The sequence below is a fragment of the Rhodovulum sulfidophilum DSM 1374 genome, assembly GCF_001633165.1.
Classification (GTDB): domain Bacteria; phylum Pseudomonadota; class Alphaproteobacteria; order Rhodobacterales; family Rhodobacteraceae; genus Rhodovulum; species Rhodovulum sulfidophilum.
In genome coordinates, this window is the sequence record NZ_CP015418.1 from 198728 (window position 1) to 225699 (window position 26972).

Here is a 26972-nt window from a genome sequence, read left to right on the forward strand (position 1 = left end):
TTTCGCACCCCGCGAAACCGGCTCAGTTCGGGATCCCGTCCTCGCCCGGAAGCGCCGCGGCGGCCTTCGGCAGACGGATCTCGAAAGCGGTGCCCTCGGCATCGCTGCGACTGAGTTCCAGCGCGCCGCCATGACCGCGGATCAGCTCCATCGAAATTGCAAGCCCGAGGCCGGTCCCGTCCTTGCGGGTCCCGCCATGGAAGGGCTGGAACAGATGTTCGCGCGCCTTGGGCGGCAGGCCCGGGCCGGTATCGGTCACCTGGATAACCCAATCCTGCTCGGTCTCGTCGGCACGAATGCCGATCTCGCCGGGTTTGCCCGAGGCGAGGATGGCCTGGCGCGCGTTGCGCACCAGATTGGTCAGAACCCGCATCAGCTGTTCGACATCGGCGCGCAGTGTCAGCCCCGCCGGCACGTCCTCGGAAAAGCTGATATCGTAGTCGCCCGCCGCCAGCCGCTCGCCGTCGACGACCTCGTTGACGATGGGCGCCAGCGCCACCCGTTCAAGCCGGGGCGGCGGCTCCTGCGCCCGGCCGAAGGCCAAAGTCGATTCGCACAGATGCACGGCCCGGCTGATCGCGCCCACGATCTTGGGCGCGGCGCGCTTGACCGCCGGATCGTCGCTCGCCTCCATCCGGTCGGCGAAAAGCTGGGCCGTCGTCAGGATGTTGCGCAGATCGTGGCTGATCTTGGCGACCGCCGCGCCAAGCTGGGCCAGGCGGTCCTTCTGGCGCAGCGCGCCGGTCAGCTCTTCCTGCAGCACCCGCAGCGCGGTCTCGGCCTCGTAAAGCTCGCCCACCCGGGCCGAGGGCGTAATGATCCGGCGATTATCCTCGGGAGCCTCGGCATAAAGCTTGATCGCGCGCACCACGTGCCGGATCGGCACCACCAGCAGGCGCCGCGCGGCAAGGAAAAGCAGCAGCGCCGACAGCACCGAGATCACCGCCGACAGCACCAGGATCCGAAGGCCGTAATCGATCATGGCCTTGCGCAGCTCGGCCGTGCTCATGGTGATCTCGATCAGGAGGCCCGCGCGCTGCACCGGCTGGCCGATCACCCGGATCACGCGCGTCTTCGGGTCGACCAGCCGGATCAGTGCGTCGGGGATGAGGGCGAGCACGCTGGCGTCACGCAGGTCGAAGCTGCGATAGACCGGCTCGGGGATCGGCGAGGACAGCGCGAGTTCCCGGGCCTGATCGCGCCTGAGCACGACATTGTAGACGCCCGCATTCTGCAACAGCTCGCGTTCGAGCTCGTCGCCGATCATGCCGTCGCTGGCCAGCAGCGCAAGCGAGGCGATCTGCGAGCGTTCCAGCCGGGCCAGCAGGAAATCGACGCGGAACCGCGCCACCGAGGGCACGAAGATCAGCACCTCGGCCAGCATGACAAAGACGATCGTCAGCAGCAGGAAGCGGCCCGACAGGGAATTGAGGAACATGCGTGGCGCCCCCGGCCCCCGGTGAACCGGTCAGGGCAAAAGGCGCTGAATCGCCTTCACCCCCCGCTTGAGCCAGGGATTCTCGAACAGTTTGGGTGAAAAATAGGCTCCCGCCACCCGCTTGTTAAGTTCACCCAGCGTCGGATAGGGCAAAATCATCCCGGCCATGGCGGTCATCCGCTGACCGCTGGCGATAGCCAGGGCCCAGGGACCGACCAGTTCGCCGGCCTCGGCACCGACCAGCGTCGCCCCGAGAGGGCGCCCCCGGCGCAGCACGACCTTGACGAATCCCGCGGTCCTGCCGCCGATCACGGCGCGGTCGTTTCCTGCATAATCGGCGCGCACGACCTCGATTGCATCACCATGCGCGGCGCGGGCCTCGGCCTCGGTCGGGCCGATCTGCGCAAGTTCTGGGTCTGAATAGGTGACGCGGGGCATGTGATCGCGGCGAACCCGGGCGGGCAGGCCCAGCAGGATCGGCCGGATCACCAGCCCGGCATGATAGCCCGCCAGATGGGTGAACTGCCCCTGCCCCGCCGCATCGCCAATGGCATAGATCCGGCGATTCGTGCTGCGCAGGCCGGCATCGACCCGCACCCCGGCGGCATCGGCCTCGACCCCGGCCGCGGGCAGATCCAGCCTCTCGAGCGCCGGGTGACGGCCCGCCGCGACCAGAAGATGGCTGCCCTCAAGCACACCATCCGCGGTCTCGACCGTGATCGCGCCCGCCCGGCCGGCGACCCGCCGCACCTCGGCATGCTCGAAGAGCTCGACGCCCTCGGCCCTCAGCCGGTCGAGCACCAGCGCCGCCGCCTCCGGGTCCTCCCGGGCCAGCGCCCGCTTCGCCTCGATCACGGTGACCTCTGCCCCGAGCCGGCGATGGGCCTGCGCCATCTCGATGCCGATCGGACCGCCGCCAAGGATCAGAAGCCGGTCGGGCCGCGCATCCAGCTCGAACAGGGTCTCGTTGGTGAGATACGGCACCCTATCGAGCCCCGGCACGGGCGGCACCGCCGGGCGCGAGCCGGTCGCGATCACGAAGCGGCGCGCCCGGATGGTCTCTCCGCCCGCTTGGATCTCGCGCGGCGAGACGAAGCGCGCCCAGTCCCGGATCACCCGCACCCCGAGCCCCTCGAACCGCTCGACGCTGTCATGCGGGGCGATGGCGGCAATCGCGCCCCGCACATGGGCCATCACCGCGGCATGGTCGATCTTGGGCGCGACACCGGCAATGCCGCAGCCGCCCTCGCGCATCGCCTGCGCCCGGGCCGCGGCCGCCAGCAGCGCCTTCGAGGGCACACAACCATAATTGAGGCAATCGCCCCCCATCCTGTGACCCTCGACCAGCACGACCCGCGCGCCCATCTGCGCCGCGCCTGCCGCCAGCGACAGCCCGGCGGCACCGCCACCGATGATGCAGAGATCGGTTTTCATCGGCGCCATCGGTCAGCCCTTCCGCCGCGCGACCCGGATCGCGATCGGCAGGGCCGCCAGCGCGGCCAGCCCCAAGAGCGGCCCCAGAACATAGGGTGCGAAGATGATGCCGAGATCGGGCCGCGCGCCACGCGCGAAGACCTCGCCCAGCCCGGCGCCGACCCATGTATAGACCAGCGCGCCCGGCATGATGCCGAAAAAGGTGGTGAAGACGAAGCGCCCGGCCCGGACCCCCACCATCGCGGGCAGCAGGTTGGCCACGAAGAACGGCACGGCCGGGACCAGCCGGATCAGGAACAATACCGGGATCTCGTTCTCGCGGAGGCCGTCGCGACAGGCCGCGATACGTCCCTCGCCGGCATCGAGCCGGGCCGAGAGCCGGTCGCCGAGCCCCCAGCGCGCCGCCAGAAAGATCAGAAGTGCCCCCAGCGTGGCGGCCGTGACATTGAAGAACACGCCCGGAAAGAGCCCGAAAAGGAAACCGCCGGTCAGCGTCGCCACCGTCGCCCCCGGCAACGAGAAGGCGACGATCAGCACATAGGCCAGCATGAAGCCCAGCACCGCCAGGGCATAATTGGCGTCGCGCAGCGCGATCAGCGCCTCGCGATGCGCCGCCAGCGCCTCGAAGCTCAGCCGGTCGTTCAGCGTCACGGCACCGATCAGCGCCACGGCGGCAATCGCTGCCAGAAGCAGGTAGCGGGCAAGGCCCCGCCGTCTTGGCTTCTGCTGTCTTGTCCGGGACATGTCTGTTGTGCCGCTCACCATCTTCGGGTCCGATCCGGATTTCCGCCTTGCGAACCATGCACGGCCCGGACCGGCCTGGACAGCCCGCTCACGCCGCATTGATCGGCGGTGACGAAGAAAAACGCCCCGCCTCCGGGCCGAAAGGACGGCCGCCGCCGCCCGGAGACCGTCGATTGCGGCATTTCCCGTGCGGGAAGAATTGACTTGCCCGCGTCAAGCCCCTAAAGGACGGGCTTCGAACACCATAGGGCCTTCGAATCCGCACGCGGTTTGGGTCCATCTCGACGGAGCGACGCGCGATGAAACGCACCTATCAACCTTCGAATCTGGTCCGCAAGAAGCGCCACGGCTTCCGTGCCCGCATGGCGACCAAGGCTGGCCGCAAGATTCTGAACGCCCGCCGTGCCCGTGGCCGCAAGAGCCTTTGCGCCTGAGAGCACGCCTGAGGGCGATGACGACATGATGCCGCCGGGGATGAACGGCGCCTCCGAAACATCGGAGAGCGTCAAAGCTTCTCCGGCGGTTTCGTCATGCCTGACGGTCCTCTCCCGCCGCGCAGACTTCCTGCTCGCGGCGCGGGCAAGACGGCAATCGGCCCCCGCCTTCACGCTGCAGGCCCGGCGCCGGACCGAGGCGCCCGAGGGCGGCATCCGGATCGGCTTCACCTGCTCGAAGAAGGTGGGCAATGCTGTCGCGCGCAACCGCGCCAAGCGCCGCCTGCGCGAGATCGCCCGGACCGAGCTGCCTGTCCATGGCCGCCCGGGTTGGGATTATGTGCTGATCGGACGACCGGTCACGACGGCAAGCCGCGATTTCGCGGCCCTGCGTGCCGACCTGCGCCGGGCGCTCGAACGCCTGCATGCGGACCGGTCATGAGCCCGCTCGCCCGCCTGCTTGCCCTGCCGATCCGCGCCTACCGTATCGTGCTGTCGCCCTGGATCGGGTTCAACTGCCGCTATCAGCCGACCTGCTCGGCCTATGCGCTGGAAGCGCTTGAAACGCATGGCGCCCTTCGCGGCGGTGCCCTGGCGCTCTGGCGCATCCTGCGCTGCAATCCCTGGGGCGGCTGCGGCTACGACCCGGTACCGCCGAAGCCCGACCCGAAGCGCTAGACCGCGAAAGACAAAGCGCCTTTCCGCTTCCCCGGCGGCGGGCAATCTGGCATAGGCCCGGCCATGTCTGACGAGACCGACGATATCCACCCGCTGTTCCACGGCGCCCCCTCGACAACCGAGTTCAAGAAGCTGCGCAAGCGGATCATCCGCGACACCCGCGAGGCCATCGAACAATACGGGATGATCGAGCGCGGCGCGCGCTGGCTGGTCTGCCTCTCGGGCGGCAAGGACAGCTACACGCTGCTTGCCGCGCTTTACGAATTGAAATGGCGCGGGCTGCTGCCGGTCGAGCTGCTGGCCTGCAATCTCGACCAAGGGCAGCCCGGCTTTCCGGCCACGGTGCTGCCCGCATTCCTGGAGCGAATGGGGGTCCCGCACCGGATCGAGTATCAGGACACCTATTCCATCGTGATGGACAAGGTGCCCCAGGGCCGGACCTATTGCGCGCTCTGCTCGCGGCTCCGGCGGGGCAATCTCTACCGCATCGCCCGCGAGGAGGGCTGCTCGGCCGTGGTGCTGGGCCATCACCGCGACGACATCCTGGAAACCTTCCTGCTGAACCTGTTCCACGGCGGACGACTGGCGACGATGCCGCCGAAGCTTGTGAACGAGGAGGGCGATCTTTTCGTCTACCGCCCGCTCGCCCATGTGGCCGAGGCCGATTGCGCGCGCTTCGCCCGGGCGATGGATTATCCGATCATACCCTGCGATCTCTGCGGCAGCCAGGACGGGCTGCAGCGCATGCAGGTCAAGGCGATGCTCGACCAGTGGGAGACCAACCATCCCGGGCGCCGCCAGAAGATGTTTCGCGCGCTGATGCATGTGCGCCCCTCACATCTGCTTGACCCGACGCTCTTCGACTTCGCGGGACTCCTGCGGGAAACCGGCGCTCCCTCCGACATCGCGCCCGGCGAGCCCCCAGAGGGCTGACGATCCCCCGGCCGCTCGCCCGTTGCGAGGCCGGGAATTTGGGTATTTTTCCAAGAAGAAGCAGGCATGTGTCTTCTTCTTGGTCCAAATACCCCGACGGAGCGTCCAAAAAGGGCGATCGGCGGGGGCGAGTGCGGACAGATGCCAAAGGCGGGCACTGCCCTCATATGCCGTGCGTCGGCAAAACGACTTGACCTCACCGGCCTCAATCTGTTGAAGCAGCCACACCTTTCAAAGGACGGGGTGGCGGTCTGCCATGGACGATCAGAACAAGAATCTCATACTCGCAACGGCGCTCAGCTTCCTGGTGATCCTCGGGTGGTTCCTGTTATTCCCGCCGGAACAGCAGGCACCGGTCGAGGAACAGGACGCCGTCACGACGACCGAGCAGACCGGCAGCGGCGCGACCGCGCCCGACCTGGCCGTGGCCCCTCCGGCGCCTCAGGGCAGCGGCGCGGCCAGCACGCCCGAAACCGCCGCCCCCTCGCTGGCCGCCGAGGCGCCCCGGCTCTCGATCGAGACGCCGCGCCTGACCGGGTCGATCTCGCTTCTGGGCGGACGCATCGACCGGCTGTCGCTGAAAGACTATCACGAGACGCTCGATCCGGACTCGCCGCTTGTCTCGCTGCTTGAGCCGGTCGGGACCGAGCGGCCCTATTACGCGCTTTATGGCTGGGCGCCCGCGGGCAGCCTTGGCTATGAGGACGTCCCCGGGGCCAACACGCTCTGGACCCTCGACGGCAACGACGCGCTGTCGGTCGACAGCCCCGTCTCGATGCATTGGAACAATGGCAAGGGTCTGACCTTCCATCGCACCATCAGCATCGACGAGAACTACATGTTCACGGTCGAGCAAAGCGTCGAGAACGCCACCGGCGAGACCGTGCGCCTTGCGCCCTACGGCATCGTCGCGCGCCATGGCCAGCCCGAGGGCAGCCGCTTCTACATCCTGCACGAGGGCGTGGTCCGGCAGACCGACAGCGAGCTGGAAGAGATCAAGTACAAGAAGATGCCCGACATGGATTATGTCGAGCGCGAAAGGGCCAATGCCGAGGTCACCGACGTTCAGGAGAACGGCTGGATCGGCTTCACCGACAAATACTGGATGACCACGCTGATCCCCGAGCCGGGTCAGCCCTTCACCTCGGTCGCCAAATACGTCCAGGGGCCCGACATCTATCAGGTCGAGGCGCGGCTGCCGGTCGTGGACGTGGCCGCCGGTGCCACCGAGAGCACTTCGACCATGCTGTTCGCGGGCGCCAAGGAATGGGAGACGATCCACCATTACCAGAAGGATGACGGCATCTTCCGCTTCATCGACTCGATCGACTGGGGCTGGTTCTTCTTCTTCACCAAACCGATCTTCCGCGTGCTGCACTGGCTGAACGGGGCGATGTCGGGCCTTGGCGTGCCGGGCTCGATGGGCTGGTCGATCATCCTCCTGACCGTCATCATCAAGGCGATCGTCCTGCCCCTGGCCTACAAGTCCTACAGCTCGATGGCGAAGATGAAGGAACTTCAGCCCAAGATGGAAGAGCTGAAGGAACGCTGCGGCGACGACCGCCAGAAGCTGCAGCAGGAGATGATGACGCTCTACAAGAAAGAGAAGGTGAACCCCGCCGCGGGCTGTCTGCCGCTCTTCGTGCAGATCCCGATCTTCTTCTCGCTCTACAAGGTGATCTTCGTCACCATCGAGCTGCGCCATGCGCCGTGGATCGGCTGGATCCATGACCTCTCGGCGCCCGATCCGTCCTCGATCCTTAACCTGTTCGGCCTGCTGCCCTATGCGCCGCCGGAACCGGGCTCGTTCTTCGCGATCCTGTCGCTCGGTGTGCTACCGATCCTGCTCGGGATCTCGATGTGGCTGCAGCAGAAGCTGAACCCGACCCCCACCGATGCGACCCAGGCCATGGTCTTCGCCTGGCTGCCCTGGGTGTTCATGTTCATGCTGGGCAACTTCGCCAGCGGGCTGGTGCTGTACTGGATCTGCAACAACACGATCACCTTCATCCAGCAATATGTGATCATGCGCATCCACGGCTTCCACCCCGACGTGCTGGGCAATATCAGGTCGAGCTTCCGCAAGAAGAAGCCGGAACCGGAGCACAAATGACGGCACGGCTGGCCCGGATCTATCGCCACCCGATCAAGGGCCACGGCGCCGAGGCGCTGGAGGCGGTGGATCTTCAGGCCGGCCGCACCCTTCCCTGGGACCGCACCTGGGCCGTGGCGCATGAGGCGTCGCGGGCGGACGGAACCGGCTGGGCGCCCTGTGCGAATTTCTCGCGCGGGGCGAAGGCGCCGCAGCTTATGGCCATCGGCGCGCAGCTGGACGAGGCGGCGGGGCAAGTGACCCTGACCCATCCCGACCGGCCCGAGCTGAGCTTTTCTCCCGACAGCGAGGCCGCCGCCCTGATCGACTGGGTCGCCCCGCTGATGCCCGCAGACCGCGCCGCCTCGACCCGGATCGTCCGGGCCCCGGGGCGCGGCATGACCGACAGCGCCTTTCCCTCGGTCAGCCTCCTGGGGCTGGCGTCGCTCGAGGCCCTGTCCGGACAGCTCGGCCAGGCGCTGTCGCCGCTGCGCTTCCGCGGCAATTTCTGGATCGAGGGGCTCACCCCCTTCGCCGAATTCGACTGGGTCGGACGCAAGATCCGACTGGGCCGGGCGGTGATCGAGGTGCGCGAGCGCATCACCCGCTGCATGGCGACGGCCGCCAACCCCGAAACCGGCGAACGCGACGCCGACACGCTGGGCGCGCTGCAGGCCGGCTGGGGGCACAAGCAATTCGGCGTCTATGCCGAGGTGATCGAGGGCGGCCGCGTAGCCCTTGGCGACGCTCTGGAGGCGCTATGACCCCCCTTCCCTTCCCGCTGACGCCCGAACCCGATGCCGAGGCCGCCGAACGCGGACGCAAGCTGTTCGCGGGCCCCGTCGAATTCCTGAAAGGCGTGGTCGCGATGGACGGGCTGCCGCCCGCCGACCGGCCCGAGATCTGCTTTGCCGGGCGGTCCAACGTGGGCAAGTCGAGCCTGATCAACGCGCTGACCGGGCGCAAGGCGCTAGCGCGGGCCTCGAACACGCCCGGGCGGACCCAGGAGATCAACTATTTCACCCTGGGCGAAAGCCATTACCTCGTCGACCTGCCGGGCTATGGCTATGCCGAGGCGCCGCTGAAGGTGGTCGAGAAATGGCAGCGCCTGCTCAAGGCCTATCTGGCCGGGCGTCAGACGCTGCGCCGGGCCTTCGTGCTGATCGATGCGCGCCACGGGGTGAAGCCGGTCGATGACGAGATCATGAAGCTGCTCGACGGCGCCGCGGTGACCTTCCAGACGGTGCTGACCAAGGCCGACAAGGTGAAGGTCGCCGAGCGCGACAAGGTGCTGGACCAGGTCCGGGCCTCGCTGGCGCGTCACCCCGCCGCCTTCCCCGAGATCATTCTGAGCTCGTCCGAGAAGGGCGACGGGATCCCCACCCTGCGCGCGACCGTCGAGGGCATCGCCTAGGACAACGCCCCGTCTTGTAAGGCCCGCCTCGCGGGCGGCTCAGACGTGCTGGCCCGCGTTGACCTCGATCTCGGTGCCGGTGACGTAGCTTGCCTCCTCCGAACAGAGGAAATGGATCACGCTGGCCACTTCCTCGGGCTGGCCCAGACGGCGCAGCGGCAGACCTTCGACGATCTTCTCGGTGCCGGGGCTCAGGATCGAGGTTTCGACCTCTCCGGGCGCGATCGCGTTCACCCGGACACCCAGCGGGCCGAAATCATGCGCCATCTCGCGGGTCAGCGCAGCCAACGCGGCTTTCGAGGTGGAATAGGCCGCGCCCGCGAAGGGATGCACGCGGCTGCCCGCGATCGAGGTGACATTGACGATGGCGCCCCGGGCCGCGGCCAGTTCGTCCTGCAGCCCGCGTGCCAGCACGATGGAGGCGAAGAAGTTCACGTTGAAGACCTGCCCCCAGGTCCGCATGTCGGTTTCCAGCGTATTGAGCCGCCCGCCCTCCTCGGTCTTGGGCGAGATCCCGGCATTGTTGACCAGCGCATGCAGCTTGCCCCCGGTCAGCTTGCCGCGCACCACCTCGATGGCGCGTTTGGTCATGGCCGGATCGGCCAGATCGATCTGGACATGGTTCTCGGCCCCGCCGGGCCAGGGACAGCGCGAGTCGAAGGGATGGCGCGAACAGGTCAGAACCCGCCAGCCTTCGGCCGAAAAGCGCTTGACCGTCGCATGCCCGATACCCCGGCTCGCTCCGGTCAGCAACATTACCCTCTGTTCCATCGCACCTTTCCCGTTCTGCGGCCTGATCAACGTAAGCCCGGCGCGCCAAAAGACAATCACCCTTGGCCTGAGGACGCGCAGGCGCTAACAGACGGTCATTGGACGGACCCGCAGAATGAGAAGACAGACCGCCATGAATCGCGACTGGATCGCCACCGCCCGGACATTGTCCGCGGCGCTGCCCTATCTTCAGCGCTATACCGGCGCCATCGTCGTCATAAAGTTCGGCGGCCATGCCATGGGCGACGATGCCGAGATGGAGAGCTTCGCCCGCGATGTCGTGCTGATGCGGCAGGTCGGCGTGAACCCGGTGATCGTCCATGGCGGCGGGCCGATGATCAACGAGATGCTGGCCAAGCTCGGCGTGGTGTCGGAATTCGTCAAGGGCAAGCGGGTGACCGATGCCGCCACCGTCGAGGTGGTCGAGATGGTGCTTTCGGGACGGGTCAACAAGCGCATTGCCCAGGCGATCAACGATCAGGGCGGCAAGGCGGTCGGGCTCTCGGGCAAGGATGCGGGGCTGATCGTCTGCGACCAGGCCGATCCGTCGCTGGGATTCGTCGGGGCGCCCACCGAGGTGAACCCCGAGGTGCTGCACCAGCTCTTTGCCGCGGGAATGATCCCGGTCGTGGCCCCGCTTGGCGCCGGGCGCGCGGGCGAGACCTTCAACATCAACGGCGATACCGCGGCGGGCGCCATCGCGGCGGCGCTGAAGGCCGACCGGCTGCTGCTGCTGACCGATGTCTCCGGCGTCAAGGATGCCTCGGGCCGCGTCATGACCGAGCTGACCCCCGACAATATCCGCGAGATGACCGCCTCGGGCGTGATCGCGGGCGGCATGATCCCGAAGACCGAAACCGCGCTGTCGGCGATCGAGGGCGGCGTGCGCGCGGTGGTCATCCTCGACGGTCGCGCGCCCAATGCCTGCCTTCTGGAGCTTTTCACCGATCACGGGGCGGGCTCGCTGATCCGCGCGCCGCGTCCCTGACGCAGCGAACCTGCTGGCCCGGAGCGACAGGCTGTGACAGGATGCCCCCGACCCGCGACAAGCAAAGCGGCCTGCCGATGAGTTTGCGCCTGATCCTCGTCCGACATGCGAAATCGAGTTGGGACGACCCGAGCCAGGACGATCATGACCGTCCGCTGAACGCGCGCGGCCGCGAGGCGGCGCCGAAAATCGGTCGCTGGCTGGCCGAGCGCGACCATGTGCCGGCCGAAGTGGTCAGCTCGACCTCCTGCCGCACGCTGGAAACCTGGGACCGGATGGCGCCTTTGCTGGGCGAGTCCAGCGTCATGCGGCGCGATCCCGGGCTTTACCACGCACCGGCCGAGCGGATGCTGGAGACCCTGAACAATTGCGCGGCATCGCCGGTTTTGTTGCTGGGCCACAATCCCGGCATCGCCGATTTCGCGGCCCGCCTGCTGGAAGCCCCGCCCGAACTGCCGCGTTTTGCAAACTTTCCCACCTGCGCCACGCTCGTCGCGGAATTCGACCTGGACGACTGGACCGAGGTCGACTTCGGAACCGGCCGGCTGGTCGATTTCATCACGCCCAAGCAGCTCGACGGCTGATCCCGCGGCGACGGCAAGGCGCCGCCGCGGCCTTGGCCGCCCGGATCAGTCGGACCCTCCCGGCATGCCCGAGAAGCTGACGGTGACATCCTCGTCGCGGGCGATGAACTGGCAGGCCAGACGATAGCGCGGCGGCATGTCGCGCACCTCGGCATCGTCGATTTCCTGCTGGGTCAGCTTGCCGAGTTCCTTGAGCTTCTGCTTTTCCTTCTCGGTCAGCATGATCGCCTTCTTGTCGGCGGGATTGTCATAGCTGACCTCGATCAGGCAGGAACCGCAATTCCCGTCGCGGCAGTCGAAGGGGATCGGGATCCTGTTGTCCTCGGCCAGCGCGAGGATCGTCTTGGTATCTCCCGCCACGCCATAGACCGTCTTGTCCTTGTGCATCTGCGGAGAGGTAAAGGTGATGATCGCCATGTCGTATACGTCCTTGGCTTGGGCCCGCCGCCCCGCGAAAGGGCGGAAGGCGGATGTCGGTTCGAACCGGTCGCACGTCTCCACCAGATGGGAAGCAGGTTCCGTGCCACGGCCAGCCCGTTGAAACCGCGTCATTCCCCGGCGGCATGTGCGGAAGACGACAGGGCTGTCGGGCAAAGCCGACAGGCCCGGGGCCAGGCCTTGCGCCCGGACGGCGAAGGGGCGATGATCGGCCCTGACGGAAGAAGGAGAGATATGCGCAGCGATCAGTCGTGACACCGCAGGACGCGGTTCGCCCCGGCGCCCGGCAAGCGGGCCCGATCAAGACGCATATCCAACTTTCGGAAAAACAGATGACACAATCCGACATTCTCATCCGCGCGCCGCGGCCGGGCGACCATGCCCGGCTTTCGGCAATCTGGTACGCCGCCTCGCGCGAGGCCCATGGTTTTCTCGGCGAGGACAGGCTGCGCGCCCAGCGCAAGCTCATCGAGACGCAATACCTGCCCGGCTCCGAGCTCTGGCTTGCCTGTCGGCAGGACCGGCCCGTGGGTTTCATCGGCCTTCTGGGGGCGTTCATCGGCGGGCTTTTCGTGGCCCCCGAACAGCAGGGCCAGGGCATCGGCCGTGCGCTTGTCGCCCATGCGGCCGGGCTGAAGGGCCGGCTGGAACTTGAGGTCTACAGCGCCAATGCCCGGGCCTGCGCCTTCTATCGCGGGCTCGGCTTCGTCGAGGTCTCGCGCCGGCCCGATGACGACGAGGGGCTGCCCTTCGAGACCTTGCGGCTGCGGCGGGAAGCCTGACACGGAGCGCGGCGCGGGAGATCGCTCTCCCGCGCCGTTCCTGCCCGTTCGTCTCAGTGACCGAGGATCTGGCTGAGAAACAGTCTGGTTCGCTCGGAGCGCGGCGCGTTGAAGAAGGCCTCGGGCGCGTTCTGCTCGACGATCTGGCCCTGATCCATGAAGATCACCCGGTTCGCCACCTGCCGGGCAAATCCCATCTCATGAGTGACGCAGATCATCGTCATGCCCTCTTCGGCAAGCGCTATCATGGTGTCGAGCACCTCCTTGATCATCTCGGGGTCGAGTGCCGAGGTCGGCTCGTCGAACAGCATGATGTTGGGCCGCATGCACAGCGCCCGCGCGATGGCGACCCGCTGCTGCTGGCCGCCCGACAGCTGGCCCGGATATTTATTGGCCTGTTCGGGGATCCGGACCTTTTCGAGATAGGACATGGCGATGTCCACTGCTTCCCTTCTCGGCACCTTGCGCACCCAGATCGGCGCCAGCGTGCAGTTTTCCAGGATCGTCAGATGCGGGAACAGGTTGAACTGCTGGAACACCATCCCGACCTCGGAGCGGACCTGATCGATATGCTTCAGGTCACTGGTCAGCTCGATCCCCTCGACGACGATCCTGCCCGCCTGGTGGTCCTCCAGCCGGTTGATGCAGCGGATCAGGGTCGACTTGCCCGAGCCCGAGGGGCCGCAGACGACGATGCGTTCGCCCTTGTAGATCGTCAGGTTGATGTCGCGCAGCACATGGAAGGCCCCGTACCACTTGTTCATGCCAAGGATGTCGATGGCGACCTCCTCCGAAACGGCCGGCCGGGACGGGTCGATGACAGGGTCGGACATGGCGGGACCTCCTCAGCGGTGCTCGGTCCGGAGCCTGCGCTCCAGATACATCGAGTAGCGGGACATGGAGAAACAGAAGACGAAGAACAGCGCCGCGATGAAGCCGTAAAGCTCCCAGACGATGCCGTTCCAGTTGACATCGGCCCGGATCGAGTTCGAGAAGCCGACCGGATCGAGCAGACCGATGATCGAGACCAGCGTGGTATCCTTGAAGACGCCGATGAAGGTCGAGACGATCCCGGGGATCGAGATCTTCAGCGCCTGTGGCATGATGATCAGCCGCTGCGCCTTCCAGTAATCGAGCCCGAGCGCGTCGGCCGCCTCGTACTGGCCCCGGGGCAAGGCCGCCAGCCCGCCCCGGATCACCTCGGCGACATAGGCCGAGGCGAACAGCGTCACCATGATGATGACGCGCAGCACGATGTCGAAATTGGTATCCGGCGGCATGAAATAGTTCAGCAGAAGCCAGGCCACGAAAAGCAGCGTGATCAGCGGCACGCCGCGGACGAACTCGATGACCCCGACGCAGATCGACTTGACGATGAGCATCCGCGATTGCCGGCCCAGCGCCAGCAGGATGCCGAAAGGCAGCGACAGGGTGATCGCCGTCACGCCGATGGTGATCGACAGCATGAAGCCGCCGAAACTGCGGCTCGAGACCGGCTCGATCCCCAAGGGCAGAACGGCCTGCAGCTGCCCCGAGGCCGGGCCCGCCAGCCAGAACCACCACATGACCGGCACAAGCGCGGCCGCGATGGTGCCGAGGATCGCGCCGCCGAACGGCGTCACCAGCCGGAAGGCGGCATAGCCCAGCACGAAGCCCAGAGCGACCGCTACCGGCAGCCAGACCGTCCCGCCCCAGAGCAGCCAGGGCACCAGAAAGGGCGCCGCCCCCGACAGGTAAAGCACCTTGCGCGGAAACCCGGGAAACAGCACCGGCGCCATCCCGCCCAGCGCGATGCCGAAGGCCAGGATCGGGCGCCAGTAGAGCTCGGACGGGTAGAAGCCGAAGATCAGTTGCGCCCAGCGTTCGCGGATCACCGCCCAGCAGGCGCCGCTGGCCTCGGGACCGTAGGCCTCCTTGATCTGCGCGCGGCATTCGGAAAGCGAACTGGCGGTCCAGCTGGAATGGACGATCCAGGGCAGGACCGCGGCCAGAAGCCAGGCAACCAGAGCCAGCGAAAGCAGGGTCAGCGCCGCGTTCAGCCAGGACGAGAACAGGTTCCGGCGCAGCCATCCGAGCGGGCCGACCGAACTGGCGGGCGCGGGCGCGGGCGGCAGCATCGCGTCGCGGACGAAGGCGGTGTCGTGGGACGGGGCGTCGCTCATCTCACCGCTCCACCAGCCGGACCCTGGCATCGTACCAGTTCATCGCCGTCGAGATGACCAGCGAGATCGCCAGATAGAACAGCATCATCAGCAGCACGCATTCCAGCTCGCGCCCGGTCTGACCCATGGTGATGCCGCCCAGCGTGCCGGTGATGTCCATGTAGCCCACCGCGATCGCCAGCGACGAGTTCTTGGTCAGGTTCAGATATTGCGAGATCAGCGGCGGGATGATGACCCTGAGCGCCTGCGGCAGGATCACCAGCGACATGATCCGGTTCGGCCGAAGCCCCAGCGCCGCCGCAGCCTCGGTCTGGCCCTTCGAGATCGCGAGGATCCCCCCACGGACGATCTCGGCAATGAAGGCCGCGGTATAGAAGCTGAGAGCCAGCCAAAGCGCGATCAGCGAATTCCGCATGTAGATCCCGCCGCGGAAGTTGAAGCCCCTCAGTTCGGGATAGCCCAGATGGAAGCCCAGCGCCGCCAGCAGGATCAAGAGCGGCAGCACGACCACGCCAAGGCGCAGATACCAGGTCGTGGGCCGAAGCCCGGTCCGGTTCTGGATCCGGTCGGCCCGCGCCCGGATCCGCGCCGAGACCCAGAGCCCGGCCGCCAGAACCGCAAGGAACGCCACCAGATCCAGGCTGATCTCGAAGGCGCCGAAGACCGACAGGTCGCCGAGGCTGCGCGAGAACAGCGGCTCGGGGATATAGAAGCCGCGATTGGTCAGCGCCACGCTGTCGCCCAAGAGCATCGAGGCGGTGGCATCCTCGCCGCGAAAGGCATTGGGCGGCGGCAGGCTCTCGATCAGGATCGCCATGAAGAACAGGATCCAGAGCAGGACCGGCACATTGCGGAAGATCTCGACATAGACGGTCATCAGCCGCGCGACGAGCCAGTTGCGCGACAGCCGCAGCACCCCGATCGTCACGCCCATGACGGTGGCGAGGGCGCAGCCGAGAAAGGCCACCAGCAGCGTGTTCAGAAGCCCCACCACGGCCGCCCTGAGATGGGTGTCGCGGCTGGTATAGGCGATCAGCGTCTGGTTGATGTCATATTGCGCCTGGTTCCCGAGGAAGCCGAACTCGATCGGCTTGCCAAGCTCGGCGAGGTTCTGCACGGTATTGCTGATCATCCAGCTCACCAGCAGCATGAAACCGGCCAGCGTGACGATCTGGATCGTCAGCGACCTGTAGCGGGTATCGAAGATCAGCATGCGCAGACGGAACGTCTCGCGCGGTAGGTCCGGATGGCTGGTCATGCGGGCGCTCCCTGTAGCTCCCTCCCGGCAAAGCGCGACCCTGCGCCGACCGACATGGCCGCGCCTCCTCCCTGGATCCTTACCGGGATTCCTGTTTTATCTGGTCCGGATACGCGAAGGGCGCGGAGTTTGCCGCGCCCTTCGAAACTGCCTTACCGGAAGGGCGGTGCGTACATCAGCCCGCCATCGGTCCATTGCGCGTTCAGCCCCCGCGCCAGGCCGATGGGGGTGTTCTGGCCGATATATTTCTCGAACAGCTCGCCGTAATTTCCACCGGCCTTGATCGCCTTGACCGCCCAGTCGGGCGACAGGCCGAGCATCCCTCCGAGGGCGCCCTCGGTGCCGAGCAGACGGTTGACCTCGGGATTGGTGGTGACCGTCGCGGTCAGCTCGTCGATATTGGCCGAGGTCACGCCGTATTCCTCGGCGGCGATCAGCGCGTTCAGCGTCCAGCGGACGATATCGGCCCATTCATCGTCGCCATGGCGCACCAGCGGGCCCAGCGGCTCTTTCGAGATGATCTCGGGCAGGACCACATGCGCCGAGGGATCCTCGAAGGTGGCGCGCGTCGCGGCCAGACCCGAGGCATCGGTGGTGTAGACGTCGCAGGCCCCGGCCAGATATTGCTGCTGGGCCTGCTCGTTAGTCTCGATCGGGACCGGCTCGTAGCTGATATTGTTGACGCGGAAGAAATCCGCGAGGTTCAGTTCAGTCGTGGTCCCGGTCTGTATGCAGACGGTCGCGCCGTCGAGTTCCTTGGCCGAGCTGACGCCCAGCGCCTTCGGCACCATGAAGCCCTGACCGTCGTAATAATTGACGCCGACGAAGGTGAACTTGAGGTCGACATCGCGCGAAAAGGTCCAGGTGGTGTTGCGCACCAGCATGTCGATCTCGCCCGAGGCGAGGGCGGTGAACCGGGTCTTGCCAGTGGTGGGGACGAATTCGACGGCCGAGGAATCCCCCAGCACGGCGGCGGCCACCGCGCGACAGACCGCCACGTCGAAGCCCTGCCAGTCGCCATTCGCATCCGGCGCCGCGAAACCGACGAGGCCCGTATTGGTGCCGCAGTTCAGCTTGCCGCGCGCCTTGACATCGTCAAGCGTTGCCGCGCCCGCTGACGCCGCGGCGCAGGCCACCATGGTCAGCGCGCCGGGAATAATGGATTTCTTCATTTTCACCTCTTCCTGAATATCAGTCCGTTCTTACGGCTTTAAGGTCCCCCGGCACGGCAGGGGCATGACAATGAGAGAACCCAACCCCCTCAGCGCCTCAAGTCTGGGCAAAATACCGCCGTCAGGTCAAGTGCACAGGAGATTTCGCGCCTCTCGCACAACCATCGGGGTGCGGCCGGCGCCGCCTGCTCACGATTTAAGCAGTGCGGAACACGGTGCGGGGATCAGAGCGCTGCCCGCGCAAGATCGAGGAAATGGCGTGCCTGCAGGAAGTCGCGCTGCCGGGCCGCGGCGACCTCGGCGGCCTCGTCATCGAGGCCCCATTGCTCCTGCTGCCAGGTCTCGTCGATCCGCGACAGCTCCCAGAGCCGTTCGGGCGGCTCGAGCCCCTCGGCCGCGGCAAGCCCGATCACCAGCGAGCCGGACAGCCCGACCAGATCGTGCAGAGCGGTCAGTTCGAACGCATCGAGCCCGGCAACCCGGCTCCGCAACCGCGACAGGCTCTCGGGGGGCTGCGGCCTCGGGATCACACCCGGGGTGGGCTCCAACGGCGCTCCCAGCGTCGAGGCGGCCCAGGCCAGCAGCGGGTCCCAGCTCTCGGCCTGGCGGCGGACCAGTTCCGCAGGGCTCTCGGCGCGATGGCAAAGCAGGTCGCTTTCGCCATAGGCGGCAATCAGTTCGGCCACTTCGGCACGCTGTTCCATGACCTTGTCGATGGCGGCATTGGCCGCCCGGGTGACCGGCATGCTCAGCGGCGCAACCTGATCTTCCTGCGCATCCCATTCGGCCGCCACGGCCTCGGCCATGGCGCGGGTCGGCACCGCAAGCGAGCGCTTGGCGGGGGTCTTGACCGGACGCCCGTCGAGCAGGACGGCAAAGCCATCCTCGGCCGGGGCAACGCCCGCCTCGGTCCAGAACCGTTTCAGCGCCCATTCGCTCATGCCGTCTCTCCCACCAGCGCCAGCACCGCCGCGGGCAGGTCCGCGAAACGCTCGACCACCGCGTCGGCCGCGCCCAGCCGTTCGGCCGGGTGATAGCCCCAGGCCACGGCCAGCGTACGCACGCCCGCGGCGCGGCCCATCTCCATGTCGAATTCGGTATCGCCGATCATCACCGCCCGTTCCGGCGCGACGCCGGTCTCGGCCAGCGCGGCCAGCACCATCGAGGGATGCGGCTTCGAGGGATGGTCGTCCGACACCTGCCGGGTCGCGAAATACCCCCCGAGCTCATGCGAGGCGAGAATCGCGTCGAGCCCGCGCCGGGACTTGCCGGTGGCGATGCCCAGCTCCATGCCGTCGACCGCCAGAAGCGCATCGAGCGCCTCGGCCGCGCCGGGAAAGAGCGGCGAGGCCGCCTGCCCCACCCTCAGCGAAAAGAAGGCCTGCCGATAGGCCTCGACCATGCGGTCGAGCCGCTCGGCGGGGGCGTCGGGGGCCAGCGCCCCGAGCGCCAGCGGCAGCGACAGGCCGACGACGCCAAGAACCTCGGCATGGGCCGGCACCGGCAGCCCCTCGGCGGCGAAGGCTGCCTCCATCGCGCCCGCGATATGGGCCTGACTGTCGATGAGCGTGCCATCGACATCGAAGATCGCAAGGCGGCGGGCAGTCATTCCAGATCCTCGAACGGGTCAAGCGGCACATCGGCCTCGGACCAGCCGAGCATGTCCCAGGTGCGTTTCATATGCGGCGGCAACGGCGCGGTCAGCTTCAGCTGCGCGCCGGTCACCGGATGGGTCAGCGACAGGTGGCGGGCATGCAGATGCAGCTTGCGGCTGATCTCGCCGCCCAGCTGCGCGCCCCAGCCCTCGCCCAGATTCTCCTGCCCCGAGCCACCGTATTTGCCGTCGCCGACGATGGGATGGCCGATCTCGGCCATATGCGCGCGCAGCTGATGGGTCCGGCCGGTGACCGGCACCAGCGCGCACCAGCTGGCCCGCGTTCCCAGCGCCGAGAGCACCGCGTAATCCGAGGTGGCGCGCTTGGCACCCTCGGTCTGATCGACCTTGGCGGGATGGATGCAAAGCATCTTCTCGCCCTCGCCCTTGCTGCCATGCCCCGGCGCCTTGACCAGCCCGAAGCGGATCGTGCCCATGCGCGGATGCGGCACACCCGCCACCACGGCCCAGTAGATCTTGCGGGTCTCGCGGGCGCGGAAGGCAGCGGTCAGATCCCTGGCGACGGCGCGGGTCCGCGCGAGGATCAGCACGCCCGAGGTGTCGCGGTCGAGCCGGTGCACCAGCCGCGGGTTCTCGTCATAGCCAAAGCGCAGCGCCTCGCCCATGCCGTCGACATGGCGCGCCTGTCCGCTGCCGCCCTGCACCGGCAGCCCCGGCGGCTTGTTCAGCGCGATGACATGGGCGTCGCGAAAGATCACGCAGCTGCGGATCATCTCGGCATCGGCCTCGGACACCTTGGGTTTGGGCGCGGCCTCGATCTCGCCCGGATCGGGCAGTGGCGGCACCCGCACCTGCTGGCCCTCTTCCAGCCGGGTCGCGGGCTTGACCCGGCCGCCATCGACCCGGATCTCGCCCTTGCGGCAAAGCTTCTCGATCCGGCCCTGCGAGACATGGGGGAACAGCCGGCGGAACCAGCGGTCCAGCCGCTGGTCGCCATCGCCGCGCGCGACTGTCAGGGTTTGAACGCCACTCATGCCAGCAGGCTCCGCATCGACCAGAAGGCGAGCGCGATGGCGCTCAGGGAAAGGATCAGCGAGCCCGCCACATAGGCGATCGCCAGCTCGGCCTGGCCGCGCTCGAACAGCGTCATCGCATCGAGCGAGAAGGACGAGAATGTGGTGAAGCCGCCCAGAAGGCCGATCTGGAAGAACGGCGCGAAGGACGTGCCGCCCTTTTTTGCCAGAACCACGATCAGCACCCCCATCAGGAACGAGCCCAGAACATTGACGAGGATCGTGCCCCAGGGAAAGCCACGCCCCAGGAGCGACGTGGCCGCCACACCGGAAAGATACCGGCCCACGGAGCCGATCGCGCCCCCGAGGGCCACCTGCAGAAGTGTCGCGCCTGTCATGGGCTTCCCATCGCCCCGCCGGGCGGGCTTGTCAACCGTCCTGCCGCCGCTCGCGCAGCTTTGAGAAATAGTCCAGCCGCCGTTTCAGCTCGCGCTCGAAACCGCGCTCGACGGGGGTGTAGTAGACGCCCCGCTTCATGCTTTCGGGAAAGTAGTTCTGGCCCGAGAAGGCGTCTTCGGCATCGTGGTCGTACTGATAGCCCGCGCCGAAGCCCTGTTCCTTCATCAGCCGGGTCGGCGCGTTCAGGATATGCCTGGGCGGCGGCTCCGAGCCGGTCTTCTGCGCGGCCTGCCGCGCCGCCTTGTAGGCGCTGTAACCCGCATTCGATTTCGGCGCGAGCGCGAGATAGACCACCGCCTGGGCCAGCGCGAGCTCCCCCTCGGGCGAGCCCAGCCTCTCATAGACCGACCATGCGTCAAGACAGACGGTCTGCGCCTGCGGATCGGCAAGCCCGATATCCTCGACGCTCATGCGCACGATCCGCCGGGCCAGAAAGCGCGGGTCCTCGCCGCCTTCGAGCATCCTCGTCAGCCAGTACAGTGCCGCATCCGGGTCCGAGCCCCGGACCGACTTGTGCAGCGCCGAGATCAGGTTGTAATGGCCGTCGCCGCTCTTGTCATATTGCGCCGCGCGTTTCTGCAGCCGCCGGGCCAGATCGGCGGGCGCCAGCGGCCCCGTCACCTTCCAGGCCATGAGCTGCTCGATCAGGTTCAGAAGCGCCCGGCCGTCGCCATCGGCCATGGCGATCAGATCGTCCCGGGCCTCGCCGGTCAGGGGCAGCGGGCGGCCAAGCTCGTGTTCGGCCCGCTGCGCCAGAAGCTCCAGATGCGCGGGGTCCAGCCGTTCCAGCACCAGCACCTGCGACCGCGACAGAAGCGCCGCGTTCAGCTCGAAGCTGGGGTTTTCGGTGGTCGCGCCGACCAGCAGGATGGTGCCATCCTCCATATGCGGCAGGAAGCCGTCCTGCTGGGCCTTGTTGAAGCGGTGGATCTCGTCGACGAAGAGAAGCGTGCCCTGCCCGTTGGCATGGCGCAGCCTTGCGGCCTCGAACACCTTTTTCAGCTCGGCCACGCCTGAGAAGATCGCACTGATCTGCACGAAGGCCAGATCGGTCTCGTCGGCCAGAAGCCGCGCGATGGTGGTCTTGCCGACGCCCGGCGGCCCCCAGAAAATCAGGGAGGACAGCGTACCGGCCGCCAACATCACGCCAAGGGGCGCCTCGGGGCCCAGCACATGTTCCTGACCGATCACCTCGGCCAGCCGCCTCGGGCGCAGCCGGTCAGCCAGCGGGCGCGGCCCGGCGCGGTCGGAAGCGGCAGATGGGGTGCGGTCGAAAAGATCAGTCATCGGGGCAGCCTATGCCAGAGCGCTCAGACACGAAAGCGCAAGACGCCGCGGCGGCCGTTGCGCAGATATTCGACATACCAGCGGCGCCCGCCCTTGCGCGCCGCCGCCGCCACATCCGCCGTCGAGCGGATCTCGCGATCATTGATCTGCAGCAGGATGTCGCCCGGGGCAAGCCCGCCCCGGCCGCCGATCGCGCCCGGATCGGTGACAAGCACACCGCTCAGCCCGGCCGGAAGTGCGTTTTCCTGCACCACCGCCGGATTGAGATTCACCACAGACAGCCCGGCCAGCACGCTTTGCCTGCGTATCGTCAGCGGGTCGCGCGGCGGCGTTTCCGGCGGCGCCACCAGATCGACCGAGGCCGTCTGCGGGCGGGCCGCGCCGCGATGACGGTAGCTGACCTCGATCTGCCGCCCGATCCCCTCGGCCGAGAGCCGGAACAGCATTTCCTGCGGGGTGTTGACCGGATCGCCCCCCAGCGCCAGGACGACATCGCCGACACCGAGCCCGGCGGCCCGGAACGGGCTTTCGGGATGCAGCGCGTTCAGCACCACGCCCCGCGGGCTGTCCATCCCCAGCGCCTCGGCCAGGGCCGCATCGACCGGCTGGCCCGAAAGCCCGGCCCAGGGCCGCTGGAACCGCCGTGCCCCGGCCTCGGCCTGTTCGATGAAACGCGAGACCAGATTGGCGGGAATGGCGAAGCCGATACCGTTCGAGCCGCCCGAACGCGACAGGATCGCGGTATTGATGCCGACCAGCCGCCCGGCCATGTCGACCAGCGCCCCGCCCGAATTGCCGGGATTGATCGCCGCATCGGTCTGGATGAAATAACCGCGCCCGCCCCCGATCGAGAGGCCCGAGCGGGCCAGCCCCGAGACGATGCCCGAGCTGACGGTCTGGCCGATCCCGAACGGGTTGCCGATGGCCAGCACCAGATCGCCGACCTCGATCTCGTCCGAATCCCGCAGCGGCAAGGAGGGCAGGTCGTGGGCGCCCTCGAGACGCAGCACCGCCAGGTCGGATTCCTCGTCGGCCAGCAGCACCTCGGCCTCGAATTCGCGCCGATCGGCCAGCACCACCCGGATCTGATCGGCACGACCCACGACATGGTAATTCGACACCACCATCCCGTCGGGTGACACGATCACCCCCGATCCCAAGGCATTCTCGACCCTCGGCTGGGCCCGGCCGAAATTGCGGAAGAGGTCGGAAAAGAACGGGTCGGCCGCGAAGGGCGTCGGCCTGTCGGCAACCACGCGGCTGGTGAAAACGTTGACGACCGCCGGAGCGGCCTCGCGCACCACGGGCGAAAAACTCAGCTGGATCTCGGCCCGGCTCTCGGGAAGACGGTTTTCGGCCGCAAGCGGTCCGGCGATCAGAAGAAGGCAAAGAAGGGTGGCAAGACGTGGCATCGGAACGCTCCGGATCGGCGGCATGGCCGATCATATGCGACCGCAAGCGCCCGAGTTCAACGTCGGCCAGATGCGGCGCGGGCGGGGCGCGCCCGTCTCGAACGCGCGCCCCGCCCCCTTTCCGGTCCGGATGCTCTAGTGCAGGTTGGTGGCGAAGTTCATGGAAATCACCTGGTTCCGGATCCCGTCGATCTCCATCACCGGGCCCATCGCGGTCATGTCGATCCCGACCCGCTTGTTCCAGAGCGGCCAATTGGCATTCAGCAATGCCAGACACTGGCTGGCGCCCAGGCTCCGCGCCGCGCGCGCCAGTTCCTGGACCAGGTTGAAATAGATCGGCCGACGCTGATGCAGCGGGACCTTCTGGGTGACGAAGCCGCGCGAGCTTTCCCAGACGGTTTCGCCCACCGGCGCCTCGTCATAGAGGAGCTCCGACGGGATCGTGTCCAGAAGCCCCTTCTGGGCGTCGCGGATCATGTAGGAATAGATGCCGCAACGCGCCGTGGTGGGGGTCAGCCGGTTGCCGGCGAGGACATGCCCCAGTTCGTCATGCACGACCACCCAGCGGCTGGCCGGCGTGTCGTACTGGTCGTATTCCATCCCCAGCGCTTCGGGCAGATCCCATTTGTTGCGCTCGATGAAAAGATCCCTTCTCGCGCGAAGCATGTTTGCGAAAAGTTCGCCATGGTTGTGGATGTTCTCGAAAGACAGAGTCGTGGTCTGCATAGGTGCCTCCTGCAGGTTTGGTGGTGAGTAAAAACCGTGCGGAGGGCGACTGCGTTCAAAGCAGCCTGTAGTCCTTTGCGCGCTGAATCGCTTCGGCCGTGGTGCGCGCCATCAGCCTCTGACGGGCAGAGGACAGCCTGGCCTTGAGCGCACTTTCCGAGATTCCCAGCTTGCAGGCAGCAGCTGCGTGGCGATCGCCGTCCGCAATGCATTTCAGCGCTTCGATCTGAGCCTTGGTCAGCTCCTGCGGTGGCTCGGTCATGTCGTGAAGACGACGTACGAGGGCTTCGACCTGGGCGATCTCGGCATCCTCGAATTCCCGATCTGCTCTTGCCACACTCGCAATGGTCCTGGAGGTGATGGGTCCCCAGGAGATCGTTGCGCCGTACTTGAGACCGAACCGCGCGGCATTGAGGAAGATGCCGAAAGGGTCGGGAATCCTGTCATTGCTCCACCGTGTCGCGCCGGTGGTTGAAAAACCCCAGGCGACCGTGGGGTCACGCAGGAGGTAGCCGTGTTCGGTATAATGCGCCAGCCATTCGGCCGCATAGGTCTGGAACGCGATCAGTGGCGAGGTAAAGCGGATATGCAAGCCGATATTGTATCCTTGAGGCGCAAGCGCATCGAGGATCCGCAACTCCCGGTCGAAGATCAACTTTTCGAACATGACTTTTTAGACAAGTTGCCCGAGATCCCGTCAACCTTAAATTAGCCCCGGTTAGGTGACGTGTTTTACGAGTGTGACGGACTATCCAGTGCGGCAGATGCATCCGATTTTATTCAATCGTGTCATGCGCTTGCCCCGCTCGCTTAGAAGCGAGGTGCTGGAATATGCGGGTGCAGCCAGTCTGGCGGACGGCCAGATCAAGTCCCTGCTCGACGACATATGCGCTCTGATTGAGAAAGAGGGTCAGACCGGAACCGGGACTTGTCTGACCGGGCGGCTGCACGCCGCCTGAGGCTTTCAAAAAACTTTCAGAACCAGGGGTGGCGAAGAAAGTGAAAGGGGTCCTGCAGGTTGGCAGGACCCCTTATTTTTGGGCAAACAGTCTGACCGGCTCAGTCTTCGGCCGAGTCCTCGGCTTCGAGACGCGACCGGTCGGCGGCCCCTTTCGCATCGACATCGCGGTCGACGAATTCGACGATGGCCATCGGCGCCATGTCGCCATAGCGGAAGCCGGCCTTCAGAACGCGGACATAGCCGCCCTGGCGTTCAGCGTAGCGCGGGCCCAGCACATCGAACAGTTTCGCCACATGGGCGTCCTGTTTCAGGCGCGACGCGGCCTGGCGGCGGGCATGCAGGTCGCCGCGCTTGCCCAGCGTGATCAGCTTGTCGGCGATGCGCTTGAGTTCCTTGGCCTTGGGCAGAGTGGTCTTGATCTGCTCGTGCTCGATCAGCGAGCCGGCCATGTTGGCGAACAGCGCCTTGCGGTGTTCATGGGTGCGGTTGAGGCGGCGGTATCCGCGAGCGTGACGCATGTTTCAGTCTCCTGGCTTTTGCTTTGTCCGGCGGCCCTGCGTTAGGGACCACTCTCCTTGGGGCGGGATTGCCCGGGGCAGATGGGACCGGACGGCGTGCCGCCCGGCCCCGACTTCCGATCTCAGAACTGGTCCTCGAATTTCTTGGCCAGTTCCTCGATGTTCTCCGGCGGCCATTCCTCGACATCCATGCCGAGGTGAAGACCCATGCCGGAAAGCACTTCCTTGATCTCGTTCAGCGACTTGCGGCCGAAGTTCGGGGTCCGCAACATTTCGGCCTCGGTCTTCTGGATCAGGTCGCCGATATAGACGATGTTGTCGTTCTTCAGGCAGTTCGCCGACCGGACCGACAGCTCGAGCTCATCCACCTTCTTCAGCAGAAGCGGGTTGAATTCGAGCCCGTCATCGTCCGCCTCGCGGCTGGCCGATTCCGGTTCGTCGAAGTTGACGAAGATCGACAACTGATCCTGCAGAATGCGCGCGGCGAAGGCCACGGCATCGTCGGGCGAGACCGACCCGTCGGTCTCGATCTTCAGGACCAGCTTGTCATAGTCCAGCACCTGACCCTCACGGGTCGGCTGCACGTCATAGGCCACCTTCTTGACCGGCGAATAGATCGCATCGATCGGGATGAGACCGATCGGCGCATCCTCGGGCCGGTTCTTGTCGGCGGCGACATAGCCCTTGCCGGTATTGACGGTCAGTTCCATGAACAGATCTGCGCCCTCGTCGAGGTGGCAGATCACGTGTTCGCGGTTCAGAACCTCGATGCCGGCGCTTTCCGAGATTTCGCCCGCGGTGACCACGCCCGGCCCCTTGGCAGAGATCGACAGCCGTTTCGGACCCTCGACATCCATCCGCAGCGCGACGCCCTTGAGGTTCAGCACGATGTCGGTCACGTCCTCGCGGACCCCCGCCACCGAGGAGAACTCGTGCAGCACGTTGTCGATCTGCACGGAGGTGATGGCCGCGCCCTGCAGCGAGCTCATCAGCACCCGGCGCAAGGCGTTCCCGAGCGTCAGACCGAAGCCCCGTTCCAGCGGTTCGGCGACGACCGTCGCCTGCCGTGCCGGATCGTTGCCAGGCTTGATCTCGAGCTGGGTCGGCTTGATGAGTTCCTGCCAGTTCTTATGGATCATGCGTGTCTCCTCAATTCCTGCCCGCAGCCCATGTCCAGAAGCAGCAGACGCCCGAGGTCAATGAAGACAGGCTCGGGCCACGCGGCAACCGCGCAGCCCGAGCGAAAGATGCGGGATCAGACCCGGCGGCGCTTCGGCGGACGGCAGCCGTTATGCGCGATCGGGGTCACGTCGCGAATCGACGTGATGTTGAAGCCGACAGCCGCCAGCGCGCGCAGCGCGCTTTCACGACCGGAGCCGGGGCCCTGAACTTCGACTTCAAGGGTCTTGACGCCATGTTCCTGAGCCTTGCGGCCGGCATCCTCGGCGGCCATCTGGGCGGCATAGGGCGTCGACTTGCGCGACCCCTTGAAGCCCATGGTGCCGGCGGACGACCACGAGATCGCGTTGCCCTGCACGTCCGAGATCAGGATCTTGGTGTTGTTGAAGGACGAGTTCACATGCGCCACGCCTGCGGCGATGTTCTTGCGTTCCTTGCGGCGGACCCGGGTTTTATCGCGTGCCATATATCGAGCCCTCC

At 66.5% G+C, this 26972-nt stretch carries 30 protein-coding genes; 10 read left to right on the top strand and 20 right to left on the bottom strand.

The features are described 5' to 3' along the window. Window positions 1-22: 22 nt before the first annotated feature. The 3 genes from A6W98_RS00980 to A6W98_RS00990 are packed head-to-tail and all read right to left on the bottom strand — an operon-like array spanning window position 23 to window position 3616. A complete protein-coding gene (locus tag A6W98_RS00980) occupies window positions 23-1438 on the bottom strand; it encodes a sensor histidine kinase (protein ID WP_042456703.1) in 1416 nt (471 codons plus the stop codon). A 30-nt stretch (window positions 1439-1468) separates the two neighbouring features. Next, window positions 1469-2881 carry a dihydrolipoyl dehydrogenase family protein gene (locus A6W98_RS00985; RefSeq protein ID WP_042456706.1) on the bottom strand — a complete coding sequence of 471 codons (1413 nt, stop codon included), beginning with the start codon at window positions 2879-2881 and terminating at the stop codon, window positions 1469-1471. 3 nt (window positions 2882-2884) lie between these two features. After that, window positions 2885-3616: a TVP38/TMEM64 family protein gene (locus A6W98_RS00990; protein WP_042456709.1), complete on the bottom strand. Its 732-nt coding sequence runs from the start codon at window positions 3614-3616 to the stop codon at window positions 2885-2887. A 299-nt stretch (window positions 3617-3915) separates the two neighbouring features. Between A6W98_RS00990 and rpmH the strand changes: the two genes are divergently transcribed. From rpmH to yihA, 7 genes are all read left to right on the top strand, one after another. Beyond that, window positions 3916-4050 carry a 50S ribosomal protein L34 gene (rpmH, locus tag A6W98_RS00995; protein WP_042456712.1) on the top strand — a complete coding sequence of 45 codons (135 nt, stop codon included), beginning with the start codon at window positions 3916-3918 and terminating at the stop codon, window positions 4048-4050. A 28-nt stretch (window positions 4051-4078) separates the two neighbouring features. Further along, window positions 4079-4492: a ribonuclease P protein component gene (gene rnpA, locus A6W98_RS01000; RefSeq protein ID WP_042464369.1), complete on the top strand. Its 414-nt coding sequence runs from the start codon at window positions 4079-4081 to the stop codon at window positions 4490-4492. Continuing rightward, entirely contained in the window at window positions 4489-4728 is a 240-nt protein-coding gene (gene yidD / locus A6W98_RS01005; protein ID WP_042456714.1) for a membrane protein insertion efficiency factor YidD, read from the top strand. Before rnpA ends, yidD begins: the two co-directional genes overlap by 4 nt. Before the next feature lie 63 nt (window positions 4729-4791). Beyond that, window positions 4792-5661 carry a tRNA 2-thiocytidine(32) synthetase TtcA gene (gene ttcA / locus A6W98_RS01010; protein ID WP_042456717.1) on the top strand — a complete coding sequence of 290 codons (870 nt, stop codon included), beginning with the start codon at window positions 4792-4794 and terminating at the stop codon, window positions 5659-5661. A gap of 256 nt (window positions 5662-5917) precedes the next feature. Beyond that, entirely contained in the window at window positions 5918-7774 is a 1857-nt protein-coding gene (gene yidC / locus A6W98_RS01015; RefSeq protein ID WP_042456720.1) for a membrane protein insertase YidC, read from the top strand. Next, entirely contained in the window at window positions 7771-8517 is a 747-nt protein-coding gene (locus A6W98_RS01020; RefSeq protein ID WP_042456723.1) for an MOSC domain-containing protein, read from the top strand. Before yidC ends, A6W98_RS01020 begins: the two co-directional genes overlap by 4 nt. Continuing rightward, a complete protein-coding gene (gene yihA, locus A6W98_RS01025) occupies window positions 8514-9167 on the top strand; it encodes a ribosome biogenesis GTP-binding protein YihA/YsxC (RefSeq protein WP_042456726.1) in 654 nt (217 codons plus the stop codon). Before A6W98_RS01020 ends, yihA begins: the two co-directional genes overlap by 4 nt. 39 nt (window positions 9168-9206) lie before the next feature. On the opposite strand, the gene A6W98_RS01030 is transcribed toward yihA, so the two are convergent. Then, entirely contained in the window at window positions 9207-9938 is a 732-nt protein-coding gene (locus A6W98_RS01030; RefSeq protein ID WP_042456730.1) for an SDR family NAD(P)-dependent oxidoreductase, read from the bottom strand. A 115-nt stretch (window positions 9939-10053) separates the two neighbouring features. On the opposite strand from A6W98_RS01030, the gene argB reads away from it, so the two are divergent. Together argB and A6W98_RS01040 are read left to right on the top strand one after the other, a co-directional pair. Beyond that, window positions 10054-10926, top strand: coding sequence for an acetylglutamate kinase (gene argB, locus A6W98_RS01035; protein WP_231098337.1), 873 nt, complete (start codon window positions 10054-10056; stop codon window positions 10924-10926). Between the two features lie 77 nt (window positions 10927-11003). Beyond that, window positions 11004-11510, top strand: coding sequence for a SixA phosphatase family protein (locus A6W98_RS01040; RefSeq protein WP_042464372.1), 507 nt, complete (start codon window positions 11004-11006; stop codon window positions 11508-11510). A gap of 45 nt (window positions 11511-11555) precedes the next feature. On the opposite strand, the gene A6W98_RS01045 is transcribed toward A6W98_RS01040, so the two are convergent. After that, entirely contained in the window at window positions 11556-11927 is a 372-nt protein-coding gene (locus A6W98_RS01045) for a 2Fe-2S iron-sulfur cluster-binding protein (RefSeq protein ID WP_042456736.1), read from the bottom strand. Between the two features lie 353 nt (window positions 11928-12280). Between A6W98_RS01045 and A6W98_RS01050 the strand changes: the two genes are divergently transcribed. Beyond that, a complete protein-coding gene (locus tag A6W98_RS01050; protein ID WP_042464375.1) occupies window positions 12281-12730 on the top strand; it encodes a GNAT family N-acetyltransferase in 450 nt (149 codons plus the stop codon). A gap of 53 nt (window positions 12731-12783) precedes the next feature. Here the strand turns inward: A6W98_RS01050 and A6W98_RS01055 are convergent, their stop codons facing one another. The 15 genes from A6W98_RS01055 to rpsK form a co-directional block, all read right to left on the bottom strand. After that, window positions 12784-13563 carry an amino acid ABC transporter ATP-binding protein gene (locus A6W98_RS01055; protein WP_042456739.1) on the bottom strand — a complete coding sequence of 260 codons (780 nt, stop codon included), beginning with the start codon at window positions 13561-13563 and terminating at the stop codon, window positions 12784-12786. 12 nt (window positions 13564-13575) lie between these two features. Further along, the gene (locus A6W98_RS01060; RefSeq protein ID WP_042456742.1) at window positions 13576-14892 is read right to left on the bottom strand and encodes an amino acid ABC transporter permease; all 1317 of its coding nucleotides are present in this window, start codon (window positions 14890-14892) and stop codon (window positions 13576-13578) included. Window position 14893: 1 nt separating this feature from the next. Then, window positions 14894-16150, bottom strand: a complete 1257-nt coding sequence (locus A6W98_RS01065; RefSeq protein ID WP_042456745.1) for an amino acid ABC transporter permease — start codon at window positions 16148-16150, stop codon at window positions 14894-14896. 152 nt (window positions 16151-16302) lie between these two features. Further along, window positions 16303-17322, bottom strand: a complete 1020-nt coding sequence (locus tag A6W98_RS01070; RefSeq protein WP_042456748.1) for an amino acid ABC transporter substrate-binding protein — start codon at window positions 17320-17322, stop codon at window positions 16303-16305. A gap of 224 nt (window positions 17323-17546) precedes the next feature. Continuing rightward, on the bottom strand, window positions 17547-18263 hold the full coding sequence (locus A6W98_RS01075; RefSeq protein ID WP_042456751.1) for an ATP12 family chaperone protein: 717 nt from the start codon (window positions 18261-18263) through the stop codon (window positions 17547-17549). Next, window positions 18260-18931: an HAD-IA family hydrolase gene (locus A6W98_RS01080; protein ID WP_042456754.1), complete on the bottom strand. Its 672-nt coding sequence runs from the start codon at window positions 18929-18931 to the stop codon at window positions 18260-18262. The genes A6W98_RS01075 and A6W98_RS01080 overlap by 4 nt, the downstream gene beginning before the upstream one ends. Then, the gene (locus tag A6W98_RS01085) at window positions 18928-19971 is read right to left on the bottom strand and encodes an RluA family pseudouridine synthase (RefSeq protein WP_042456756.1); all 1044 of its coding nucleotides are present in this window, start codon (window positions 19969-19971) and stop codon (window positions 18928-18930) included. The genes A6W98_RS01080 and A6W98_RS01085 overlap by 4 nt, the downstream gene beginning before the upstream one ends. Beyond that, window positions 19968-20348, bottom strand: a complete 381-nt coding sequence (gene crcB, locus A6W98_RS01090) for a fluoride efflux transporter CrcB (protein WP_042456760.1) — start codon at window positions 20346-20348, stop codon at window positions 19968-19970. The genes A6W98_RS01085 and crcB overlap by 4 nt, the downstream gene beginning before the upstream one ends. 31 nt (window positions 20349-20379) lie before the next feature. After that, the gene (locus A6W98_RS01095; protein WP_042456763.1) at window positions 20380-21696 is read right to left on the bottom strand and encodes a replication-associated recombination protein A; all 1317 of its coding nucleotides are present in this window, start codon (window positions 21694-21696) and stop codon (window positions 20380-20382) included. 23 nt (window positions 21697-21719) lie between these two features. Then, window positions 21720-23108: a trypsin-like peptidase domain-containing protein gene (locus tag A6W98_RS01100; RefSeq protein WP_042456765.1), complete on the bottom strand. Its 1389-nt coding sequence runs from the start codon at window positions 23106-23108 to the stop codon at window positions 21720-21722. Between the two features lie 135 nt (window positions 23109-23243). Beyond that, a complete protein-coding gene (locus tag A6W98_RS01105) occupies window positions 23244-23834 on the bottom strand; it encodes an acyl-homoserine-lactone synthase (RefSeq protein WP_042456767.1) in 591 nt (196 codons plus the stop codon). A gap of 55 nt (window positions 23835-23889) precedes the next feature. Beyond that, window positions 23890-24501, bottom strand: a complete 612-nt coding sequence (locus tag A6W98_RS01110; RefSeq protein WP_042456769.1) for an autoinducer binding domain-containing protein — start codon at window positions 24499-24501, stop codon at window positions 23890-23892. 392 nt (window positions 24502-24893) lie between these two features. Further along, window positions 24894-25313: a 50S ribosomal protein L17 gene (gene rplQ, locus A6W98_RS01120; RefSeq protein ID WP_042456775.1), complete on the bottom strand. Its 420-nt coding sequence runs from the start codon at window positions 25311-25313 to the stop codon at window positions 24894-24896. Window positions 25314-25435: 122 nt separating this feature from the next. Continuing rightward, window positions 25436-26452: a DNA-directed RNA polymerase subunit alpha gene (locus tag A6W98_RS01125; protein WP_042456779.1), complete on the bottom strand. Its 1017-nt coding sequence runs from the start codon at window positions 26450-26452 to the stop codon at window positions 25436-25438. 116 nt (window positions 26453-26568) lie between these two features. Continuing rightward, window positions 26569-26958: a 30S ribosomal protein S11 gene (gene rpsK, locus A6W98_RS01130; protein ID WP_042456782.1), complete on the bottom strand. Its 390-nt coding sequence runs from the start codon at window positions 26956-26958 to the stop codon at window positions 26569-26571. Window positions 26959-26972: the final 14 nt, after the last annotated feature.